Consider the following 17076-nt stretch of genomic DNA (forward strand, 5'->3'; position numbering starts at 1 on the left):
TGCCTTGAGAACACCGCCCTTGCCTGAAAAACTCTTGAAACATGGCTTATGTTAAATGGTAATTAGGTTGTCTTTTGTACTGACGCTGAGGGTGGCTGGCAATCGTGTCATCTATGTACCGTGCAACCTTCGCAACAATTTGTCAGGAACCTGTCTTACACCGATTCAATCTTCATCAGTGATTGAATGACAGGCCCGATCAACAGAGGTCTTTTGCTGAACTGAGAATGCCATGGCCCGCGCAATGACTATGATGCTGCTTGCCATGGTGATTCTGCCGGGCATGGATGCGGTGGCCAAATGGCTGTCCGGAACCGTATCGTCCGGACAGGTCTCCGCAGCCCGTTTCATTTTCCAGACGCTGTTCCTGTTGCCCTTTATTTTTCTCGCACGCGGCAAATGGTTGACTCCGAACGTACTGTTGCATGTTGCGAGAGGTGTATTGATCGCAAGTGCCACGGTGCTTTTCTTCAGCGGTCTCGCGTACTTGCCGATTGCCGATTCACTGGCCTTGTTCTTTATTGAACCGATGCTGGTGACCCTGCTTTCGGTTGCGCTTCTGCGCGAGTCTGTTGGCTGGCGCAGATTTACCGCGATCCTGATAGGTTTTCTAGGCGCAATGATTGTGATCCGCCCCTCATTTGTCAGTGTGGGATGGGCTGTTCTATATCCGATCACAGCAGCACTGTGTTTCTCGTTCTACATTCTGTTGACGAGAATGCTGGCTGTGAAGGATGATCCGATACGCATGCAGTTTTTCGCCGGAGTATTCGGCGGACTTGCCATTTCCCTCGCCCTGGTCATTGGAACTCAAAATGATATCGCTATCTTCACAGCCTCCTGGCCTACCGTACATGAGTTTCTGCTTCTCGGTTTGCTGGGACTGGTGGGCACCGTCGGCCATCTGCTTGTCGTGCTGGCATTTCAACGTGCACCCATCAGCGTGCTGGCACCGTTTCAGTATGTCGAAATTATCAGTGGAACGGTTTTGGGCCTTTGGCTGTTCGGTGATTTTCCAGAACCGTTGACCTGGTTGGGAATTGCATTGATTGTTGCGACTGGGATATACATTTTTCACAGGGAATCCATGCAAGGGCAATCCATACGTTCCGGTAGCGCACACATCATTGACAAATGACAGATGATTCGACTGTGGCTGAAAAAAAGCCTGTTCCAATTTCACTGCCGCAATATCGTCTGGACACTGGAATACTGCGTATCCATTCATCAGCCGGGGCAGACCTGCAAAATCCGTGTGTCTGACTGCTGGCTTTGGATTTGATCGTCACTTTTATTCTTTTGCGTATCAATTAACTTCATATAATCTGCTGATTTGACTTAACTTGTCTGTGTCGAGATAAGATTCGACAGACCGCATTTGGAAATAGGTGATGATGGTGCCAGCAAATTCAGACGATTCACGAATAGACGATGTGCGAATCGCATCAATACGCGACATAGCGGTTCCAGCGCAAGTCATGGCGGAAGTTCCAGTATCCAGCAGGGCAAGTGGTGTTGTAAGGAGCGCTAGAAATTCGATTCATGAGATTCTGAATGGGCGCGACGACCGTCTCATTACGATCGTCGGGCCGTGCTCGATCCATGATTCCACCGCTGCGATGGAGTACGCCAACCGGCTCAGAAACTCCATGTTGAAACTATCCGACGACCTGCTGATCGTCATGAGAGTGTATTTCGAAAAACCGCGGACCACCATCGGCTGGAAAGGCCTGATCAACGATCCGGACCTTGATGGAACGTTTGATATCAATAAGGGACTGCGGCTGGCAAGAACACTGCTCCTTGAATTGAACAACATCGGAGTACCGGCCGGTGTTGAGTTTTTGGATATTGTCACACCCCAATACATCGCTGACCTGGTCAGTTGGGGCGCAATCGGAGCCCGGACAACCGAAAGTCAGGTGCACAGGCAACTGGTCTCAGGCCTGTCGTGCCCTGTCGGCATGAAAAATGGAACTGACGGAAATCTTCAGATTGCGGTCGACGGCGCACACGCGGCCTCAAGGAGTCATCGGTTCCTATCCCTGCGCAAGGACGGCCGTACCGCAATTTTTGAAACATCTGGAAATGAGGATTGTCACATCATATTACGCGGTGGCAAGGTTCCTAATTACAAGGCAGAAGATGTCAACTCGGCATGCGAACTGCTGGTCAAAAGAGGGCTTGCTGAAAACATCATGATCGATTTCAGTCACGCTAATAGTTCGAAACAGTTCTTTCGACAAATGGACACGGGACGGGATGTAGGTGCCCAGATTGCGGCGGGGGACGCACGGATCAAGGGCGTCATGATCGAAAGCCATCTTGTAGAGGGACGCCAGGATAACGTTCCTGGACAAGAACTTGTCTACGGTCAAAGCATCACCGATGCCTGTATCGGATGGGATGACACCGAAGTCCTGCTGAATGAGCTTGCCCAGGCGGTACGACAACGTCGCAATACGACAGAAACTTTCGCTTCGGTCGAAGCGGCCGCAAGCTGAAGCTGACAGGCCAGAGCAATCATTTCCATGATCAGACCCTATCAGTCGAATGTACTGACGTCGCAATTTGTCTTTGACGCCGAGCGGCGTGCGCAATTGTGTCAGCAGGCCGATCAGTTGCCGTCAATCACTCTGAATTCCTCATCTGCGAGCAGTGCTGTGATGCTGGGAGCGGGCTATTTCAGCCCGCTGGACGGGTTTATGAGCCGGGCCGATGCGCTTTGCATCGCGGACGAGATGCGAACTGAATCCGGTCTTTTCTGGCCGGTTCCAATACTCAATCGAATCCATGATGATGTTGACTTTACAGGCGATCGGGTCTCGCTCAGAGATTCCGAGATCGATGGAAATCCGCCGTTGGCGATTCAGACCGTCGAATCTGTAGATACACTGAGTGATGATGAGCTGATGCATATCGCCCGGTGCGTATTTGGAACGACAGATCGCGAGCACCCCGGTGTGAATACATTTCTGACGCAGGGCAATACAGTTGTTTCAGGACCCATTGAGGTGCTCAATTTCAGTTATTTTGAATCCGAGTTTCCGAATACGTTCAGAACCGCATCCCAGATTCGAACCGAGATTGAGAACCGGTGTTGGAACAAGGTTGTTGCATTTCAGACCAGAAATCCCATGCATCGTGCGCATGAGGAACTTTGCAAAATCGCACTGGAACGAACCTCATCGGATGGCGTGGTCATTCATATGTTGCTGGGCAAGCTCAAACCCGGTGACATTCCGGCGAAAGTGCGCGATGACGCGATCCGAAAAATGGTTGAGCTTTATTTCCCGCAAAACACGGTCATTATCACGGGGTACGGATTCGATATGCTCTACGCGGGGCCGAGAGAGGCGGTTTTACATGCGATATTCCGACAGAATCTTGGAGCTTCCCATATGATTGTGGGGCGCGATCACGCGGGTGTCGGTGACTATTATGGTGCTTTTGATGCACAGGCCATTTTTCACACGGATGTGCCGGAAGATGCGCTGGACATAGAGATTTTTGAAGCCGACCATACTGCATGGTCCAAGAAACTGAACGAGGTGGTGATGATGCGCGATGTGCCGGATCACCAAAAGTCAGACTTCATTCTCCTGTCGGGAACCCGCGTTCGGGAAATGCTGTCAGCAGGAGAGAATCTGCCAGAGGAGTTTTCGAGACCGGAAGTTGCAAAAATTCTTATGGATTTTTACCGGCACGGCTGACTGTTTCATAATCAATCGACTTCAGGCATCGGAATGCTGAAATCCTGCAGCATGATGGGAATATCGTCATCGACACGGTAGACGAGAGTGCCATTTTCCGTAATCAACGCCTCATCCAGTTCTTTTTCGACTATTGATTCGTCAGAGTGTTGTACCTGCCCGGCACGGATCTGTGCGTTAATTCGGGCGAGTTTATCCTCGGCGAGAGCGGACAGCGGCTGTTTGGTAACCGGACAACGGAGAATTTCCAGCAATTTTGAGTGGACTGGCATCGTATTTTCCTAGCGGGCGAGTAACTTCGTCTACATCCGGGTGACGTGGGCTTGATTTGCCCGTCGGCGTCATGAACCGGTCAGCTATTTTACCGAATTACAAGTCAGCCTGTTTGTGCATGTTCATGAACCCCGAAAGCGAGTCATCTGTGACTGTTGCGAATTCACCGTGTTGCCGGATATGGCTCGATGATTGTGCCTGATGCGGCTCACCAAATAAGGTATCATTCATGCCTTACTTCATATTGCAATTGTTCTTATCATCTGGTTCGGCTTCAGGCAGTTTACACACAGCAAGCCTTTTTGCCGATTGATTCGGTCTAACAAATGTCAGGAGCAACACAATTTGAGTTGATGAGCAAGGTACTAATTCGCCAGGCAGTTTAGGTGGAGATTTATGAGGAGAACAAAAGCCATAATATTCGCATTCGTCATGTCCATGACTACTGCGACAGTTGCGAACGCCCATGACGTCGATCTGGATGTTCCGGGCGGGTCGCTCAGTTATACGCTCGGAGTTCAGTTTGCCATTCAGATCAGTGACCAGCTTCGCAGCGTGGGTGTGCCGCTGAGTGGAGAGGTGATGGCCCAGGCAATTGCAGATGTGCTGACGGCAAGCGAACTGAAGTTAACCGAGGAACAAATGCAGGCTGCAATGCAGGAGTTCACCGACAATCAGACAAAAATGCAACAGGAGATGATCGAAATGGTGAAATCTTCCGGAGATCAATTCAGAGCGGAATTCGCCAAGCAGGAAGGCGTGAAGTCTACCGATAGCGGACTGCTGTACATGGTGATTGAGGAGGGTACCGGAGACAAGCCCGGGCCCGATAGTACTGTAACGGTACACTATCGCGGAACGTTGACTGACGGTTCGGAGTTTGACAGTTCCTATAGCAGAGATGAGCCCACGACATTTTCCCTGGGTGGAATCATACCCGGTTGGGTTGAAGCTCTTCAGTTGATGAGTGTCGGTGCAAAGTACCAAATCGTCCTTCCGCCGGAACTCGGCTATGGCGAACAGGGCAGCCCGCCGGTAATTCCGCCGTCAGCGACATTGGTTTTCGATATCGAGTTGCTCAGCATAGAGTAAATTCATTCCAACCCGTTTGGAGCAGGGTAATGGATGACGCGGTTCTGTTCGCTACGACTGCGGAAAATACCGAACGCTGGACAGCGGAGTTGCGTCGTAATGATCCGGACTTGGATCTGAGAATTTGGCCGGATGTAGGTCGGCTAGAGGACATCACCTATGCAATAGTCGCCCGGCCGCCGGCAGGCGAGTTGGCCCGGTATCCGAATCTGAAGGCGATTTTCTCGATGTGGGCCGGTGTGGAAGATATTCTGTCTGACCCGCGACTTGGACACTTGCCGATTGTCCGAATGACTGAGCCTGGACTCACAGATGGAATAGTCGTCTATGTCGCTCATCATGTTATTGGCTTTCACATGCATGTTTCCAGTTACAAGCCTCGGAAGTGGGAACATCCATTTCACAGCGATTACAAGGCACCGAGCAACACCTGTGTCGGCATCCTGGGATTGGGAGTGCTGGGCAGGGCATGTGCTGCCGCACTCGTGCAACTTGGCTTTGAGGTGATCGGATACAGTGCGACCCGAAAAGATCTTCCAGATGTACAGTCGTTTGCCGGTCCGAAGGAACTTGGTCAGTTTCTAGGAAGAACCGACATTCTTGTCGACCTTCTGCCCAGAACTGCCGAGACGGATAACTTCCTGAATCAGCGCACGCTCGGGCAGTTGCCGCGCGGCGCATATATCATCAACGCCGGCAGAGGGGAGTCAGTTGACGACGACGCCCTGTTGGCTGCGATTCAGTCAGGGCATATTGCCGGTGCTGTATTGGATGTTTTCCGCACCGAACCGTTGCCGGACGATCATCCGTATTGGGATGAGCCCAACGTGACCGTAACGCCTCACTGCGCGAGCAAGCCGGACCCTTCCACTGCCAGCGTGGTTATTCTTGAGAAGATGCGCAAAATGAAGCGAGGCGAGCCGGTTGAAGGAGTCGTGAACCGCAATCGCAACTACTGACCGCATAGATCCCGTCATTGTGATGTGACTTCGTGTCCGTGCCAACGGGCTTTATTGCGAGAAATACCACTCCAGGAACTTGTCGAACTCCATTTCGTCTTTTTGTTCCATCTCCTCTTGCTTTTGGATGGACTCGGCTGCGACACGGGAGAATTCATCGATAGTCGCTGACTTTAGCGCAATTCGCGTGACACTTCGTTTAGCCTCTTGCGCCTTTCGCATCGCAAACGCGAAAAACGGCTCATTGTTCGTGATCAGTTCGTCCAGGATTCGGGCAGAAGGTGTCATCTGTGGATTCTCCAACTTTTCTTTTTGCTCTCGAACGCACGTCATGTAGTCATCGTTGCCATGGGCCTTGTCAAACAGTCTGGCAATGGGTTGCAGATTTTCGAGTATTTCCAATCCCCAGGTCTTGAGCTTGACGCGTTCACCATTTCGGGTCAGTTTCAGATCAGGGTTCAGACCGTCCATTACGGTGGCATCCTTGTTTGCGGAGATGATGGGGTAGTGCTTGTCGGTCAGTGGCGGGCTTGGGTGCAACAGACAGAATGTGATCAGAAGATCAAGAAATCGAGCATGTACCGGGGAGATTCCAGTCGGCTCATAGGGGTCCAGGTCAATACACCTTACTTCCAGATATTCGACTCCCCTACGTCGCAACGCATGGGTTGGTTTTTCCATCGGCATGATCCGTCGTTTCGGACGTACAACGGAGTAGTATTCATTTTCGATCTGTAACAGATTTGTATTCAGTTGGAGGTATTGTCCATTCGATTTGACGCCAAGTTTCTCATACGTCGCAAATGGAGTGCTGATCGTCTCGCTGAGCGAACTGATGTATTCCTCAACGGAATTCTGATTGATGCGAATTTCCGATTGGACCGGATTGCGATATCCGTAATTGCTCATTCTCAGGGAGGTTCCATGTCTGGCGTAGACGGTATGAATGCCCAACTCATCGAGCCCGGTAGTGTCGGATTCCGAAAAGAACGACCGGCATGCGGCAGGTGATGCGCCGAACAGGTAGAAAAGAATCCAGCAATATCGATGGAAGTTCCGGGTCGCCGCCATATAGGCATTGGATATCTCGTTTTCCCGGGAGTCGGATTCCGAGAATCCGAGTGCCGTCCAAAACGAGTCGGGAACTGAAATATTGTAGTGGATGCCCGCAATAATCTGCATTCTCCGTCCATATCTGAGATCAAGACCTCGACGGTAGACGTGCTTCATTTTGCCGATATTCGACGTGCCGAATTCAGCGATTGGGATGGTATTCTCGTCTCCAAGCAGACAGGGCAGGGAATTGACCCACAGCAGTCCATCGTCGATGTGGTGATATACAATGCCATGTAAAAGCTCCAGATAGTCAAGAACCTCATTCAACGTGCTGAACGTCGGCGTCACAAGCTCCATCAGGGCTTCGGAATAATCGGTTGTGATGTATGGATGTGTCAGTGCTGAACCCAACGCGCTAGGGTGCGGTGCCTGGGAAAGACGTCCGTCAGGCGTGATTCGGAGACTTTCCTTCTCGATCCCCCGACGGAAGTTTGGGAAGATTTCTTCCGCGTCATCGTGAACCCGATCTAGTCGCTCTTCAAATGTCGTTTGCATGCTTTATCGCGCTGGCTTGCGGTCGGTTATCTGTTCGGGAAGTCACGATGTGCATGCCGTAGATGCACATTCATATATTGTAATGAGAGTTGGTGAGTGACTCCGCTGACTAAAGTCGAGTGCTGGTATTCGGTCGCGTGTTGCGGGTCGCGTCCGGTTGGCGATATTTTACAGATGAATGAGTCCGGAAAACTACCTTTGTGAGATTTCACAGATTGAAGTTTGCGATCTGAGGTTGCGGCCGACTCCCTTGATCGCGAATCAAACCGATTTCGGAACAACACCGGGTGCTGAAAAGATCCACCCTCAAATGTTGAAGGATTACTCAGTTAAAAAAAAAGAATGAATTTGCCTTGTTTACAACCGGCAGGATCAAGTGAACTGTCGTGGGGCATGTTAGAATGGTTCGCCGATTGGACCGGGTGAGATCGAAAGCGGATATCGTCATGTGATTCAGGCCCGGTTGAAACTTGCAGGGAGTTGGTGGAGTTCGGCAAATCTTGACCGAATGCTGGCGCTCCGACTGTGCCGGGCAGACCAGAACTGGGACGGATTTTGGGACACTGTCACCCGGCAGGCGGCCTGAGGGACACCGAGAATCCCGCGCTTCACTTTCAATCGCACCCGAACAGCTGCCGGTAAGTCTTATAATTTGGCACATTCATTCATCTGGTCGATCGCCTGTTCACCCGATCTCTCCAAGCGACTAAGCAAGCAAATAAGGATTGGCGACAAATGCCAAGTTGGATCACCATCTTTCGACGGGAATTGGCGGACTATTTCTATACGCCGATCGCATACGTCTTCTTAGTGATATTCCTGGTTTCCAGCAGTGTTCTGACCATTTATGTAGGGGGACTTCTGGAACGCGAACAGGCGGACCTCTTGCCGTTTTTCAGTTTCCATCCCTGGCTTTACCTGGTGCTCGCGCCGGCACTGGGCATGCGCCTGTGGGCGGAGGAACGCAAGACGGGCACCATCCAGACCCTGCTTACATTGCCCGTCAGCACGTTATCCGCTGCATTTGGCAAGTTTCTTGCATCCTGGGTATTCGCGGGATGCGCCCTGATATTGACATTTCCGATCTGGTTGACCGTCAATTTCCTGGGAAATCCGGACAACGGGGTAATCTGGGCAGGTTATCTGGCAAGCTTTTTGATGGTGGGCGGCTTCCTCGCAGTCAGTTCGTGCATGTCGGCTCTGACTCAGAATCAAGTCGTGGCATTCGTATTGGGTGTGTTGGTGAATCTTTTCCTGATTCTGGGCGAATTCGTGATCGTCAAGGAGTTGCTGTCGCCCGTCTTGCCGCAAGTCCTGATTGAGACGATCGTCAATCTGAGTTACCTCACGCACTTTGGAGAGATGTCGAAGGGTGTGATTTCGCTCGACAATATCGTTTTCTTCCTGTCAGTATTGGTACTGTTCGTATATCTCACTGTCGTCGCAGTCGATTCGAAGAGGAGTGGTTGATATGCGATCCGTGAAATTCAATTTGGCCGGGGCGGTTGCCGTTGCGATATTGGTGTTTGTGGCACTGAACCTGATTGCCCAGCAGGTTTTGTCCAAGTATCGAATCGACCTGACTGAACGCGGACTTTACACACTATCGCAGGGTACAGAAGACTTCCTGGCGCAACTTCAGGAGCCGATTCAGCTGAACTTTTTCGTTTCGCGTTCCGAATTGCTGCAAACGCCTGGATTCAACACATATATCGGCCGGATTGACGAAATTCTGAACGAGTATGCACGGCTTTCAGGGGACTGGATATCGGTCAGAGTGATCGACCCCGAACCTTTTTCCGAAGCGGAGGACATGGCAGTCGGACATGGGTTGAACCGCATCGCTGCGCAAGACGGCAATTCAGCCTATCTGGGTCTGGTCGGCACAAACAGCATCGATGAAACCCACACCATCAGTTTCTTTCTCCCGGAGCGTGAAGAATTGCTTGAGTATGATCTCACCCGTATGATTTATCGGTTGGCCGCCAGGAAGCGAAAGACGGTCGGCATCATCAGTACGTTGCCGATTCAGGGGTCGGGCGGTGCCGCTGGCGGGGGGTCTGAACCGCAGCAACCACCGTGGTCATTTCTGGTCAGTCTCAACAGTTTCTTCGACCTGAAATTGCTATTGCCGTCCGATGACCAACTGCCGGATGATCTGGACCTGCTATTGCTGATTCATCCAAAAGGGCTGTCGGACCGACTGCTCTATGAGATTGACCAATTCGCATTGGGCGGCAAGAGCGTTCTGTTATTTGTGGACCCGTTCTCAGAAACAATTTCGGCCATGCTGAGCGGCCAGACTCAGGCGGTGCCAATCGACACCGGGGCGGACATGAACCGCCTGACCGGCAATTGGGGTGTTACGCTGCGGGGTCGAAAAATTGCCGGAGATCTGCCGATTGCCGCTCGCGTATTGGAAGGCGACGGTTCTTCCGGCAGAACCATTGACTATCCGGTCTGGATGAATGTCCAGCCCGAGCAGTTGAATTCCAGTGATCCGATTACATCCCAGTTGGGAAACATCATATTGGCAACCGCGGGCGTATTGGATCTCGAACATAAACCGGGACTCAAGATTGAGAGACTGATCTCCACATCATCATCTGCGAAGCTGTACGGTCATGAAGAATTCTCTGCGATCACTGATATTCAACAGTTGCTCCAGGACTATCAGGAAGGTGGTGAGCAGTGGGTGGTGGCTGCCCGCATCAGTGGCACCGCAGTCACCGCGTTTCCCGATGGTCCTCCCGATTCAGAAGAGGCAGGCAGTGCTTCAGATGTCGAATCGCCCCGGATCACCGAAGGCGAGATCAATGCAGTGGTTGTCGCGGACACGGACATGTTGCACGACAGGTTCTGGATTCAGCACCAGCAGGTGTTCAATCAGAGTGTTGCGTTTGCGACCGCATCCAATGGAGAGCTGATCCACAACGCAGTCGACAATCTGTCGGGTGACAACAGTCTTCTCGGTGTTCGCAGTCGCGGCAGTTACTTCCGGCCATTTCATAAGATGCAGAAGATCAGGCAGGCCGCCGAACAGCAGTATCTGGCCAATGAGACCAAGTTGCTTGAAGAGCTTGCGAACGTCGAATCCTTGCTGCTCAATCTTCAGTCAGACAATCGGAATGAGGGAGCCGAACAGATTGTCACAGATGCGCAACGCGAAGAGCTGAAGCGAATGCGTGCCAGCCAAATCGAGATCAGACAGCAATTACGCGATGTCCAGCACAAGCTGGGTCAGGACATCAACCAACTTGTGACGGCGATTACTGTTGTGAACATCATTGCGGTTCCGCTGGTCGTAGGTCTGATTGCGCTGTATATGGGTGTTTTCGGCTGGAAACTTCGTGGTCGGAGGCTGTTACTGAGAGTGCGACAGATCGAAGGTTCACAATGAAAAACCTGACGTTGGCCGCGATTGCGGTCGTTTGTGTTGCAATAATCGGCTACTTCGCAATTCAGGAGCGCCATTCCTCAACCGTGTCTGATCGCGGACTTTATTTTCCACAGCTCGTAGACCAGATCAACAATGTGACGGAAATCCAATTCACAACCAGTCAGACAAGATACTCCATTCGGAAAATGAGCGGGAAATGGAGTTTGGATGTCGCAGACAACTACCCGGTTCGGTTTGATCTTGTCCGGGACTTTCTGGTCGGAATGAGTCAGTTGCGAATACTTGAAGCGAAGACTGACGATCCTGACAGACATCATTTGCTGGATCTTGCGGGCGTGGATTCTGAGGGCTCGAGGACGATCCTGATTGAATTATCTGATTCGCAACTTCGGCCTCTGGCACAGTTGTACGTGGGGACATCAAGGACTTCGGTACGAAATCCTGCACTCAACGAGTACTATGTGCGCGATGTCGGACGCAGTCAGACATGGTTGACGGAAGGCAATCTTGACGTGACGACATTTCCATTCGAATGGTTGGATCTGGAACTATCCGACCTTGACAATGATCAGGTCAGGGAAGTTGTCATCATGCGGGATCACGGCAAGCCGGTCCGGGTATACCGGACGAGTGCCGAAAGCAGCAACTTTCACCTCGATGGTGTCCCGCAGGGATATAAGGTACGTCATCAGTACGTGGTGAACGATATCGGTAAAATTTTTCGGCGCCTGGATTTCGTCGATGTCAGATCAGCAAAAGGGTGGATCGACGGCGGTGTATCTGCGACAGCGGTCCTGTTCAATGGAATCAGGTTGCATGTGCAAGTCGGAAGCGGTGAGTTTGCGCAATACCATGCTTTTTCGGCGCAGGCTGATGAATCCATCAGTGAAGAAGGTATGAACCAGGTCGATGAAATGAATACGAAATACCGGGGTTGGGTTTATAAACTATCGGATCAGCGCAGCGGCATAATAAACAGTCAGTTTGACGATTTGATTGAATCTGTCGGGGCCAAATAAACTACACCATCTATTGACGTACAGCAAGGGGACACAGCAATGGAGCAGTTGAACAAAATCAGTTCGCGTCTCACCCAGTCAAAGGCACAAGGAGCTTCACAAGCGATGCTTTATGGGACTGGAATGACACAGGAGGACATGAACAAGGCACAGGTCGGAATCGCCAGCATCTGGTGGGAAGGAAACACCTGCAACATGCATCTGAATGACCTCGCTGAGCAATCCAAGAAAGGCGTTGAAGACGTTGGGTTGCTCGGAATGAGATTCAATACCATCGGGGTGAGTGACGGCATATCCATGGGTACTGAAGGCATGAGCTATTCGCTTCAGTCCCGTGACCTGATTGCTGACTCGATTGAGACCGTGGTCGCAGGACAATGGTACGATGGACTGATCACGATTCCCGGGTGTGACAAGAATATGCCCGGATGCCTGATGGCTATGGGCCGTCTGAACAGGCCGTCACTGATGATTTATGGAGGCACCATACGGGCCGGAAAGACCGGTTCACAGAAAGTCGATATCGTTTCTGCATTTCAAAGTTACGGAGAGTACATTGCAGGAAGGATCGATGAGAGTGAACGCATGGAAATCGTCCGCAACGCATGTCCTGGTGCCGGTGCGTGTGGCGGCATGTATACTGCGAATACGATGGCCAGCGCCATTGAGGCGATGGGGATGTCACTGCCTTACAGTGCCTCGACTCCGGCGAATGACGATGGCAAGATCGACGAATGCATCCGAGCGGGGCAGGCCGTTCGGAATCTGATGGAACTGGACCTGCTTCCGAAAGCCATCATGACTCGGCAGGCGTTTGAGAACGCGATGGTGATAGTCAGTTCCCTCGGCGGTTCCACGAATGCCGTGCTGCACTTGATTGCGATGGCGAAGTCGGTCGATATCGAACTGACGATCGATGACTTCCAGGCCGTCAGCGACCGAGTGCCGTTTGTTGCTGATCTCAAGCCAAGCGGCCAATACGTGATGGAGGACCTGCACAACGCAGGAGGCATACCAGCGGTCATGAAGTTCCTTCTCGCAGAAGGGCTGTTGGATGGGAATTGCATGACCGTGACCGGTCGGACTATCGCTGAGAATCTGGAAGATCTGCCGGCGTTGGACAAAGGGCAAAAGATCATTCAACCGATGAGTAACCCGATCAAGCCAACCGGACACATACAGATATTGAAAGGAAATCTTGCCCCGGGAGGTTCTGTTGCGAAGATCACCGGCAAGGAAGGAGAGGTGTTTTCAGGAACCGCCAGGGTTTTTGATGGCGAGGAGTCGATGTTGAACGCCCTGGAGCGAGGCGAGATCAGCAAGGGTGATGTCATCGTCATTCGATATGAAGGGCCCACGGGTGGTCCTGGAATGCCTGAAATGCTGACACCGACCTCGGCTGTCATGGGTGCAGGACTGGGTTCCGATGTTGCGTTGATCACGGATGGCCGATTTTCCGGCGGATCACATGGTTTCATAGTTGGCCATATCGTTCCGGAAGCCCAAAATGGCGGACCCATCGCATTGGTGGAAGACGGTGACAGAATCACGATAGACGCAGAATCGAACACAATCGACGTTCATCTGAGTGAACAGGAACTTGCGAGCCGCAAGTCGAAATGGACAATGCCGGACTACAAGGCGAAAAGGGGCACGCTGTACCGTTACATAAAGACCGTGAAAACGGCCAGTGAGGGATGTGTTACTGACGAGTAGCGACGACGGGATTCGTCGGTGTCAGGCTGTCCGGTTCCGATCGCTGAGCAGTTTTTCGATTTCGAACTGGAGGTGATCGAGGATTACATCATAGCGAAATGCCCCGACTTTTTCCTCACCTCTTTTGAGATTGACGTAGTTCGGCCCGCACCAAAGACCAAGATCAGCGTCATCGGTTTCGCCAGGCCCGTTGACGCGGCATCCCATTACCGCGATGGTGATGGCTTCGTCCTTCAGGTCTTCGGTGATTTCCTTGACTTGCCGCGCCAGATCAATGAAGGCTTCATTTTCAACTCGGGAGCAACTCGGACAGGAAATGATATTCAGCGCATCCGGATTGAATTTGACAACCGTGCGGACTCTTCCCGCAAGGAAGTCGTCGATGATTTCCTGACCCGCCAATATCTCCTTATACTTTTCGGCTTCCGGCAAAGTCAGTGAGACTCGGACTGTGTCTCCGATACCGGCGGCAAAAAGCTGTTCAAAGGCAATTCTGGTCTTGATGATCCCATCGGGCGGCATTCCGGCTTCTGTGACACCCAAATGGATCGGAATTTCGGGACGCTGTGAGGCGAATGACTTATTCGCCTCGATGACCCGGTCGGGATGGGAACTCTTCAGCGAGACGCAAAACCGGTCGAATCCGATTCGGTCCAGGATTTCACAATGGGCCAGTGCGCTCGAAACCATTGGTGAGACAGCGTCGTCGGGACTGAATTTTTCCTTCATTTCCGGATCTACAGAACCGGAATTCACACCGACGCGAATTGCACAATCATTCTCTGCAGCAACATCCACAAGAAAGCGAACCTTGTCCTCAATCGGTTTGTTTTTTTCGTGATGGTACAGGTGTCCGGGATTGTATCGGACCTTGTCTACAAACCTGGCGACTGATGCGGCCAGCCGATAATTTTCCTGAAGATCGACACTGAGGTTTGCGTCGCAGTTGTCGCGAATCGCCTCCAGAGCCTGGGCATCCTTCTTGTTGTCAACAGCAACCCTGACGATGCCGGCCCCGGCCTCACTCAGTTCCGTGGCCTGTTTTGCGGTCGCTTCGGCATCACGGGTGTGGGTCGTGCACATGCTTTGCACGACCAAGGGGTTGCCACCGCCGATTACTGTCGAACCGATCGGCACAGTTCGGGTAGAATTTCGTTCAATTGGCATAATTTCCAATCAATTTGCTACAGGTTGGTTGAACCAATTATATTGAAATAATCCCCCTGGGATGGCCAGAAGGGAACGAGTGCCGGCGACTTGGAACCGAACCGATGCAGGAGAATCAGACACTGAATGTGCGCACTGAACGATGCATGACTGCGCTGCCATTCTGAATTCCGTTCAGGACATGATGCCCAAGAGCCGGGCGTCGATATCGCGTGACACGGGACTTGATCAGAATTTGGTTGACGATGCGATTCAGTTCATGATCAACATCGGGGTTCCACTGGAAGCAGATCATGAGGACATGATCAGACTTGGTCGCATGATTATCCCATTGGACATTGGATATATCAGAGAAAAAAATTACGACAATCTTGCCATCAGGCCATCGCACATCAATCTGCTGGATTCAGTTGACTCCACGAACGAATATTTGCTGGAATTGTCAGAAACGCGCTCCATCCATGCACAGGTCTGCATTGCCGAACATATGTCTCATGGTCGGGGCAGCCGCAGCAGGAAGTGGGTGGCAGGTGCATTCGAGAACATCATGCTGTCGGTCGGGTGGAGCATTCCAGGTGATATCCGAATCGTTACCGGATTGAGTCTGGCGGTCGCCGTGATGACTGTTCACTGTCTCACCCGTCTGACAGCACAGGAATTTCAGGTCAAATGGCCAAACGATGTTCTTTTGGGGAATCGGAAGATTGCGGGCATATTGGTCGAGATTAGAAATTCTGTTGCTGTTGTCGGCGTCGGGGTCAACTGCAGATTGACTGCCTCTGAAGCCGAGTTGATTGATCAGCCAGCGGCCGATCTTGCGGAGGTTTGTGATATCACATCGAGGAGAAGTGAACTCGCCGCAGAATTGATCCTCGAACTGGGTCAGGGTCTTGATCTTTTCTTTCGTGAGGGGCTGGCGCCGTTCAAAGACGAGTGGATGCACCTTCATGCCAATCAGGGAAGGATTATGCGAGCACAGGGGGACGTGGCGGTGACCGGCGTCGCAGTGGGAATCGATGATTCGGGGGCTCTCCTTGTGAAGCCGAACGACAGCATGGCAGTTCCGATTTATGCGGGTGACGTCAGGCCTGTGGACTGATCGGGCACGTTCAACTCATGACGAGACCCGCATCAGGCTGCGGAGCCTGCGGTCTGATCTGAAAGTTGCCTCAGGCAATCATCTGACATGCATGCAATCGGTGTGAAATCCCGATGGGCAATCCAGGCCGGCCGCTTGAATTGCCGGATGTGGTTGTCAACATGACACAATGACAGATAGACAACCGTGCGCGGCCACGGTGACAGATTGGGCGGCGAGCAGTGAACCAAAGTGCTGTAAAACATCAGGACACTGCCGGCCTTGCCGTGTGCGGAGACAATGCCGCCATCGTCCACCAAGCGGGTAATTGTTTCTCTATCCAGCGTCCACAAGGGGTAGCTTGTCGTCTGCAGGTCGTGCCCCGCCTCGAACACACCTTCCCTGTGAGATCCGGGGATCATCCACAGCGGCCCGTTGAATTCAACCGCATCGTCGACATAAAGCGCGATGTTCATTGCGCGTGCCTCCGGCATGAGGTCATCGCGCGACCATGTTCCAAAATCCTGATGCCACTGCCACACGTCGCCAGTAAACGCCGCTTTTGCATTGACCTTGTACTGGTGCATGTAAACATCGCCGGAAAGAATCTGCTGAACCGGTCGAATCAGGCGAGGGTGGCGGCCGAGACGTCGAAAGGCCTCGTTGTATTCGTGTGCGGCGAATGCGGTTCGCGCTGTCTTTCCGTCACTCTCGCGGAATACCTCTTCACGCTCAAGCGCATAGACAGTCTGGGCTGCATCCCGCAAGACCTTGACTTCCGTATCGTCAAACAGGTCTGGCAGGAACAGATACCCGTCAGAGTGAAACTGTTGTAGCTGTGAGTCCGTTAATTTCATGGCGCATCCGGCATTTTGCCTTCTGGCACAGGGATAGTTAATTCTGAACCAAATTGAGTGACTGTGCAAGAACAATCTTCATCAGGATTCTCAAGAGTCGTCGTTCAAGTCAGTTTCAAATCCGTGGTTTGCGGCAACAACCCTGAAATCTCTTTAGACAAGTCAAAAACAAGAAAAGCCCTGCCGGTATA

Annotated in this window: 14 protein-coding genes; 10 read left to right on the forward strand and 4 right to left on the reverse strand. The window is 51.9% G+C overall.

Annotation, left to right across the window (positions count from 1 at the left end; genetic code table 11):
- Positions 1-232: 232 nt before the first annotated feature.
- The 3 genes from OXI60_06370 to sat all read left to right on the forward strand — a co-directional run bounded on the left by OXI60_06370 (position 233) and on the right by sat (position 3713).
- Positions 233-1138 carry a DMT family transporter gene (locus OXI60_06370; GenBank protein ID MDE0309440.1) on the forward strand — a complete coding sequence of 302 codons (906 nt, stop codon included), beginning with the start codon at positions 233-235 and terminating at the stop codon, positions 1136-1138.
- Positions 1139-1394: 256 nt separating this feature from the next.
- Entirely contained in the window at positions 1395-2504 is a 1110-nt protein-coding gene (locus OXI60_06375; protein MDE0309441.1) for a 3-deoxy-7-phosphoheptulonate synthase, read from the forward strand.
- 27 nt (positions 2505-2531) lie between these two features.
- On the forward strand, positions 2532-3713 hold the full coding sequence (gene sat, locus OXI60_06380; protein ID MDE0309442.1) for a sulfate adenylyltransferase: 1182 nt from the start codon (positions 2532-2534) through the stop codon (positions 3711-3713).
- An 11-nt stretch (positions 3714-3724) separates the two neighbouring features.
- Here sat and OXI60_06385 read toward each other — a convergent pair whose 3' ends face one another.
- Positions 3725-3985, reverse strand: coding sequence for a hypothetical protein (locus tag OXI60_06385; GenBank protein MDE0309443.1), 261 nt, complete (start codon positions 3983-3985; stop codon positions 3725-3727).
- A gap of 439 nt (positions 3986-4424) precedes the next feature.
- Here OXI60_06385 and OXI60_06390 point away from each other — a divergent pair, with 439 nt between their 5' ends.
- On the forward strand, positions 4425-5078 hold the full coding sequence (locus tag OXI60_06390; GenBank protein ID MDE0309444.1) for an FKBP-type peptidyl-prolyl cis-trans isomerase: 654 nt from the start codon (positions 4425-4427) through the stop codon (positions 5076-5078).
- A gap of 29 nt (positions 5079-5107) precedes the next feature.
- Positions 5108-6037: a glyoxylate/hydroxypyruvate reductase A gene (locus OXI60_06395; protein ID MDE0309445.1), complete on the forward strand. Its 930-nt coding sequence runs from the start codon at positions 5108-5110 to the stop codon at positions 6035-6037.
- A gap of 51 nt (positions 6038-6088) precedes the next feature.
- Here OXI60_06395 and gshA read toward each other — a convergent pair whose 3' ends face one another.
- Positions 6089-7648: a glutamate--cysteine ligase gene (gene gshA, locus OXI60_06400; protein ID MDE0309446.1), complete on the reverse strand. Its 1560-nt coding sequence runs from the start codon at positions 7646-7648 to the stop codon at positions 6089-6091.
- 735 nt (positions 7649-8383) lie between these two features.
- Between gshA and OXI60_06405 the strand changes: the two genes are divergently transcribed.
- Genes OXI60_06405 through ilvD form a run of 4 tightly spaced genes read left to right on the forward strand, consistent with a single transcriptional unit; the run spans position 8384 to position 13783 of the window.
- On the forward strand, positions 8384-9118 hold the full coding sequence (locus OXI60_06405; protein ID MDE0309447.1) for a hypothetical protein: 735 nt from the start codon (positions 8384-8386) through the stop codon (positions 9116-9118).
- 1 nt (position 9119) lies between these two features.
- On the forward strand, positions 9120-11048 hold the full coding sequence (locus tag OXI60_06410) for a Gldg family protein (protein MDE0309448.1): 1929 nt from the start codon (positions 9120-9122) through the stop codon (positions 11046-11048).
- Complete coding sequence (locus OXI60_06415; protein MDE0309449.1) at positions 11045-12067, forward strand: DUF4340 domain-containing protein; 1023 nt, start codon at positions 11045-11047, stop codon at positions 12065-12067. The genes OXI60_06410 and OXI60_06415 overlap by 4 nt, the downstream gene beginning before the upstream one ends.
- A 39-nt stretch (positions 12068-12106) precedes the next feature.
- Positions 12107-13783, forward strand: coding sequence for a dihydroxy-acid dehydratase (gene ilvD / locus OXI60_06420; protein ID MDE0309450.1), 1677 nt, complete (start codon positions 12107-12109; stop codon positions 13781-13783).
- A 21-nt stretch (positions 13784-13804) separates the two neighbouring features.
- On the opposite strand, the gene ispG is transcribed toward ilvD, so the two are convergent.
- The gene (gene ispG / locus OXI60_06425) at positions 13805-14950 is read right to left on the reverse strand and encodes a (E)-4-hydroxy-3-methylbut-2-enyl-diphosphate synthase (GenBank protein MDE0309451.1); all 1146 of its coding nucleotides are present in this window, start codon (positions 14948-14950) and stop codon (positions 13805-13807) included.
- Positions 14951-15092: 142 nt separating this feature from the next.
- Between ispG and OXI60_06430 the strand changes: the two genes are divergently transcribed.
- Entirely contained in the window at positions 15093-16049 is a 957-nt protein-coding gene (locus OXI60_06430) for a biotin--[acetyl-CoA-carboxylase] ligase (protein MDE0309452.1), read from the forward strand.
- Positions 16050-16081: 32 nt separating this feature from the next.
- Here OXI60_06430 and OXI60_06435 read toward each other — a convergent pair whose 3' ends face one another.
- Complete coding sequence (locus OXI60_06435) at positions 16082-16885, reverse strand: phytanoyl-CoA dioxygenase family protein (GenBank protein MDE0309453.1); 804 nt, start codon at positions 16883-16885, stop codon at positions 16082-16084.
- Positions 16886-17076 lie beyond the last annotated feature (191 nt).

This window comes from Acidiferrobacterales bacterium (assembly GCA_028820695.1).
Taxonomy (GTDB): domain Bacteria; phylum Pseudomonadota; class Gammaproteobacteria; order Arenicellales; family JAJDZL01; genus JAJDZL01.

Coding starts and splice junctions, on each gene's coding strand:
- OXI60_06370 (MDE0309440.1), top strand. CDS start 233: ATGGCCCGCGCAATGACTATGATGCTGCTTGCCATGGTGATTCTGCCG.
- OXI60_06375 (MDE0309441.1), top strand. CDS start 1,395: ATGGTGCCAGCAAATTCAGACGATTCACGAATAGACGATGTGCGAATC.
- sat (MDE0309442.1), top strand. CDS start 2,532: ATGATCAGACCCTATCAGTCGAATGTACTGACGTCGCAATTTGTCTTT.
- OXI60_06385 (MDE0309443.1), bottom strand. CDS start 3,985: ATGCCAGTCCACTCAAAATTGCTGGAAATTCTCCGTTGTCCGGTTACC.
- OXI60_06390 (MDE0309444.1), top strand. CDS start 4,425: ATGACTACTGCGACAGTTGCGAACGCCCATGACGTCGATCTGGATGTT.
- OXI60_06395 (MDE0309445.1), top strand. CDS start 5,108: ATGGATGACGCGGTTCTGTTCGCTACGACTGCGGAAAATACCGAACGC.
- gshA (MDE0309446.1), bottom strand. CDS start 7,648: ATGCAAACGACATTTGAAGAGCGACTAGATCGGGTTCACGATGACGCG.
- OXI60_06405 (MDE0309447.1), top strand. CDS start 8,384: ATGCCAAGTTGGATCACCATCTTTCGACGGGAATTGGCGGACTATTTC.
- OXI60_06410 (MDE0309448.1), top strand. CDS start 9,120: ATGCGATCCGTGAAATTCAATTTGGCCGGGGCGGTTGCCGTTGCGATA.
- OXI60_06415 (MDE0309449.1), top strand. CDS start 11,045: ATGAAAAACCTGACGTTGGCCGCGATTGCGGTCGTTTGTGTTGCAATA.
- ilvD (MDE0309450.1), top strand. CDS start 12,107: ATGGAGCAGTTGAACAAAATCAGTTCGCGTCTCACCCAGTCAAAGGCA.
- ispG (MDE0309451.1), bottom strand. CDS start 14,950: ATGCCAATTGAACGAAATTCTACCCGAACTGTGCCGATCGGTTCGACA.
- OXI60_06430 (MDE0309452.1), top strand. CDS start 15,093: ATGCATGACTGCGCTGCCATTCTGAATTCCGTTCAGGACATGATGCCC.
- OXI60_06435 (MDE0309453.1), bottom strand. CDS start 16,885: ATGAAATTAACGGACTCACAGCTACAACAGTTTCACTCTGACGGGTAT.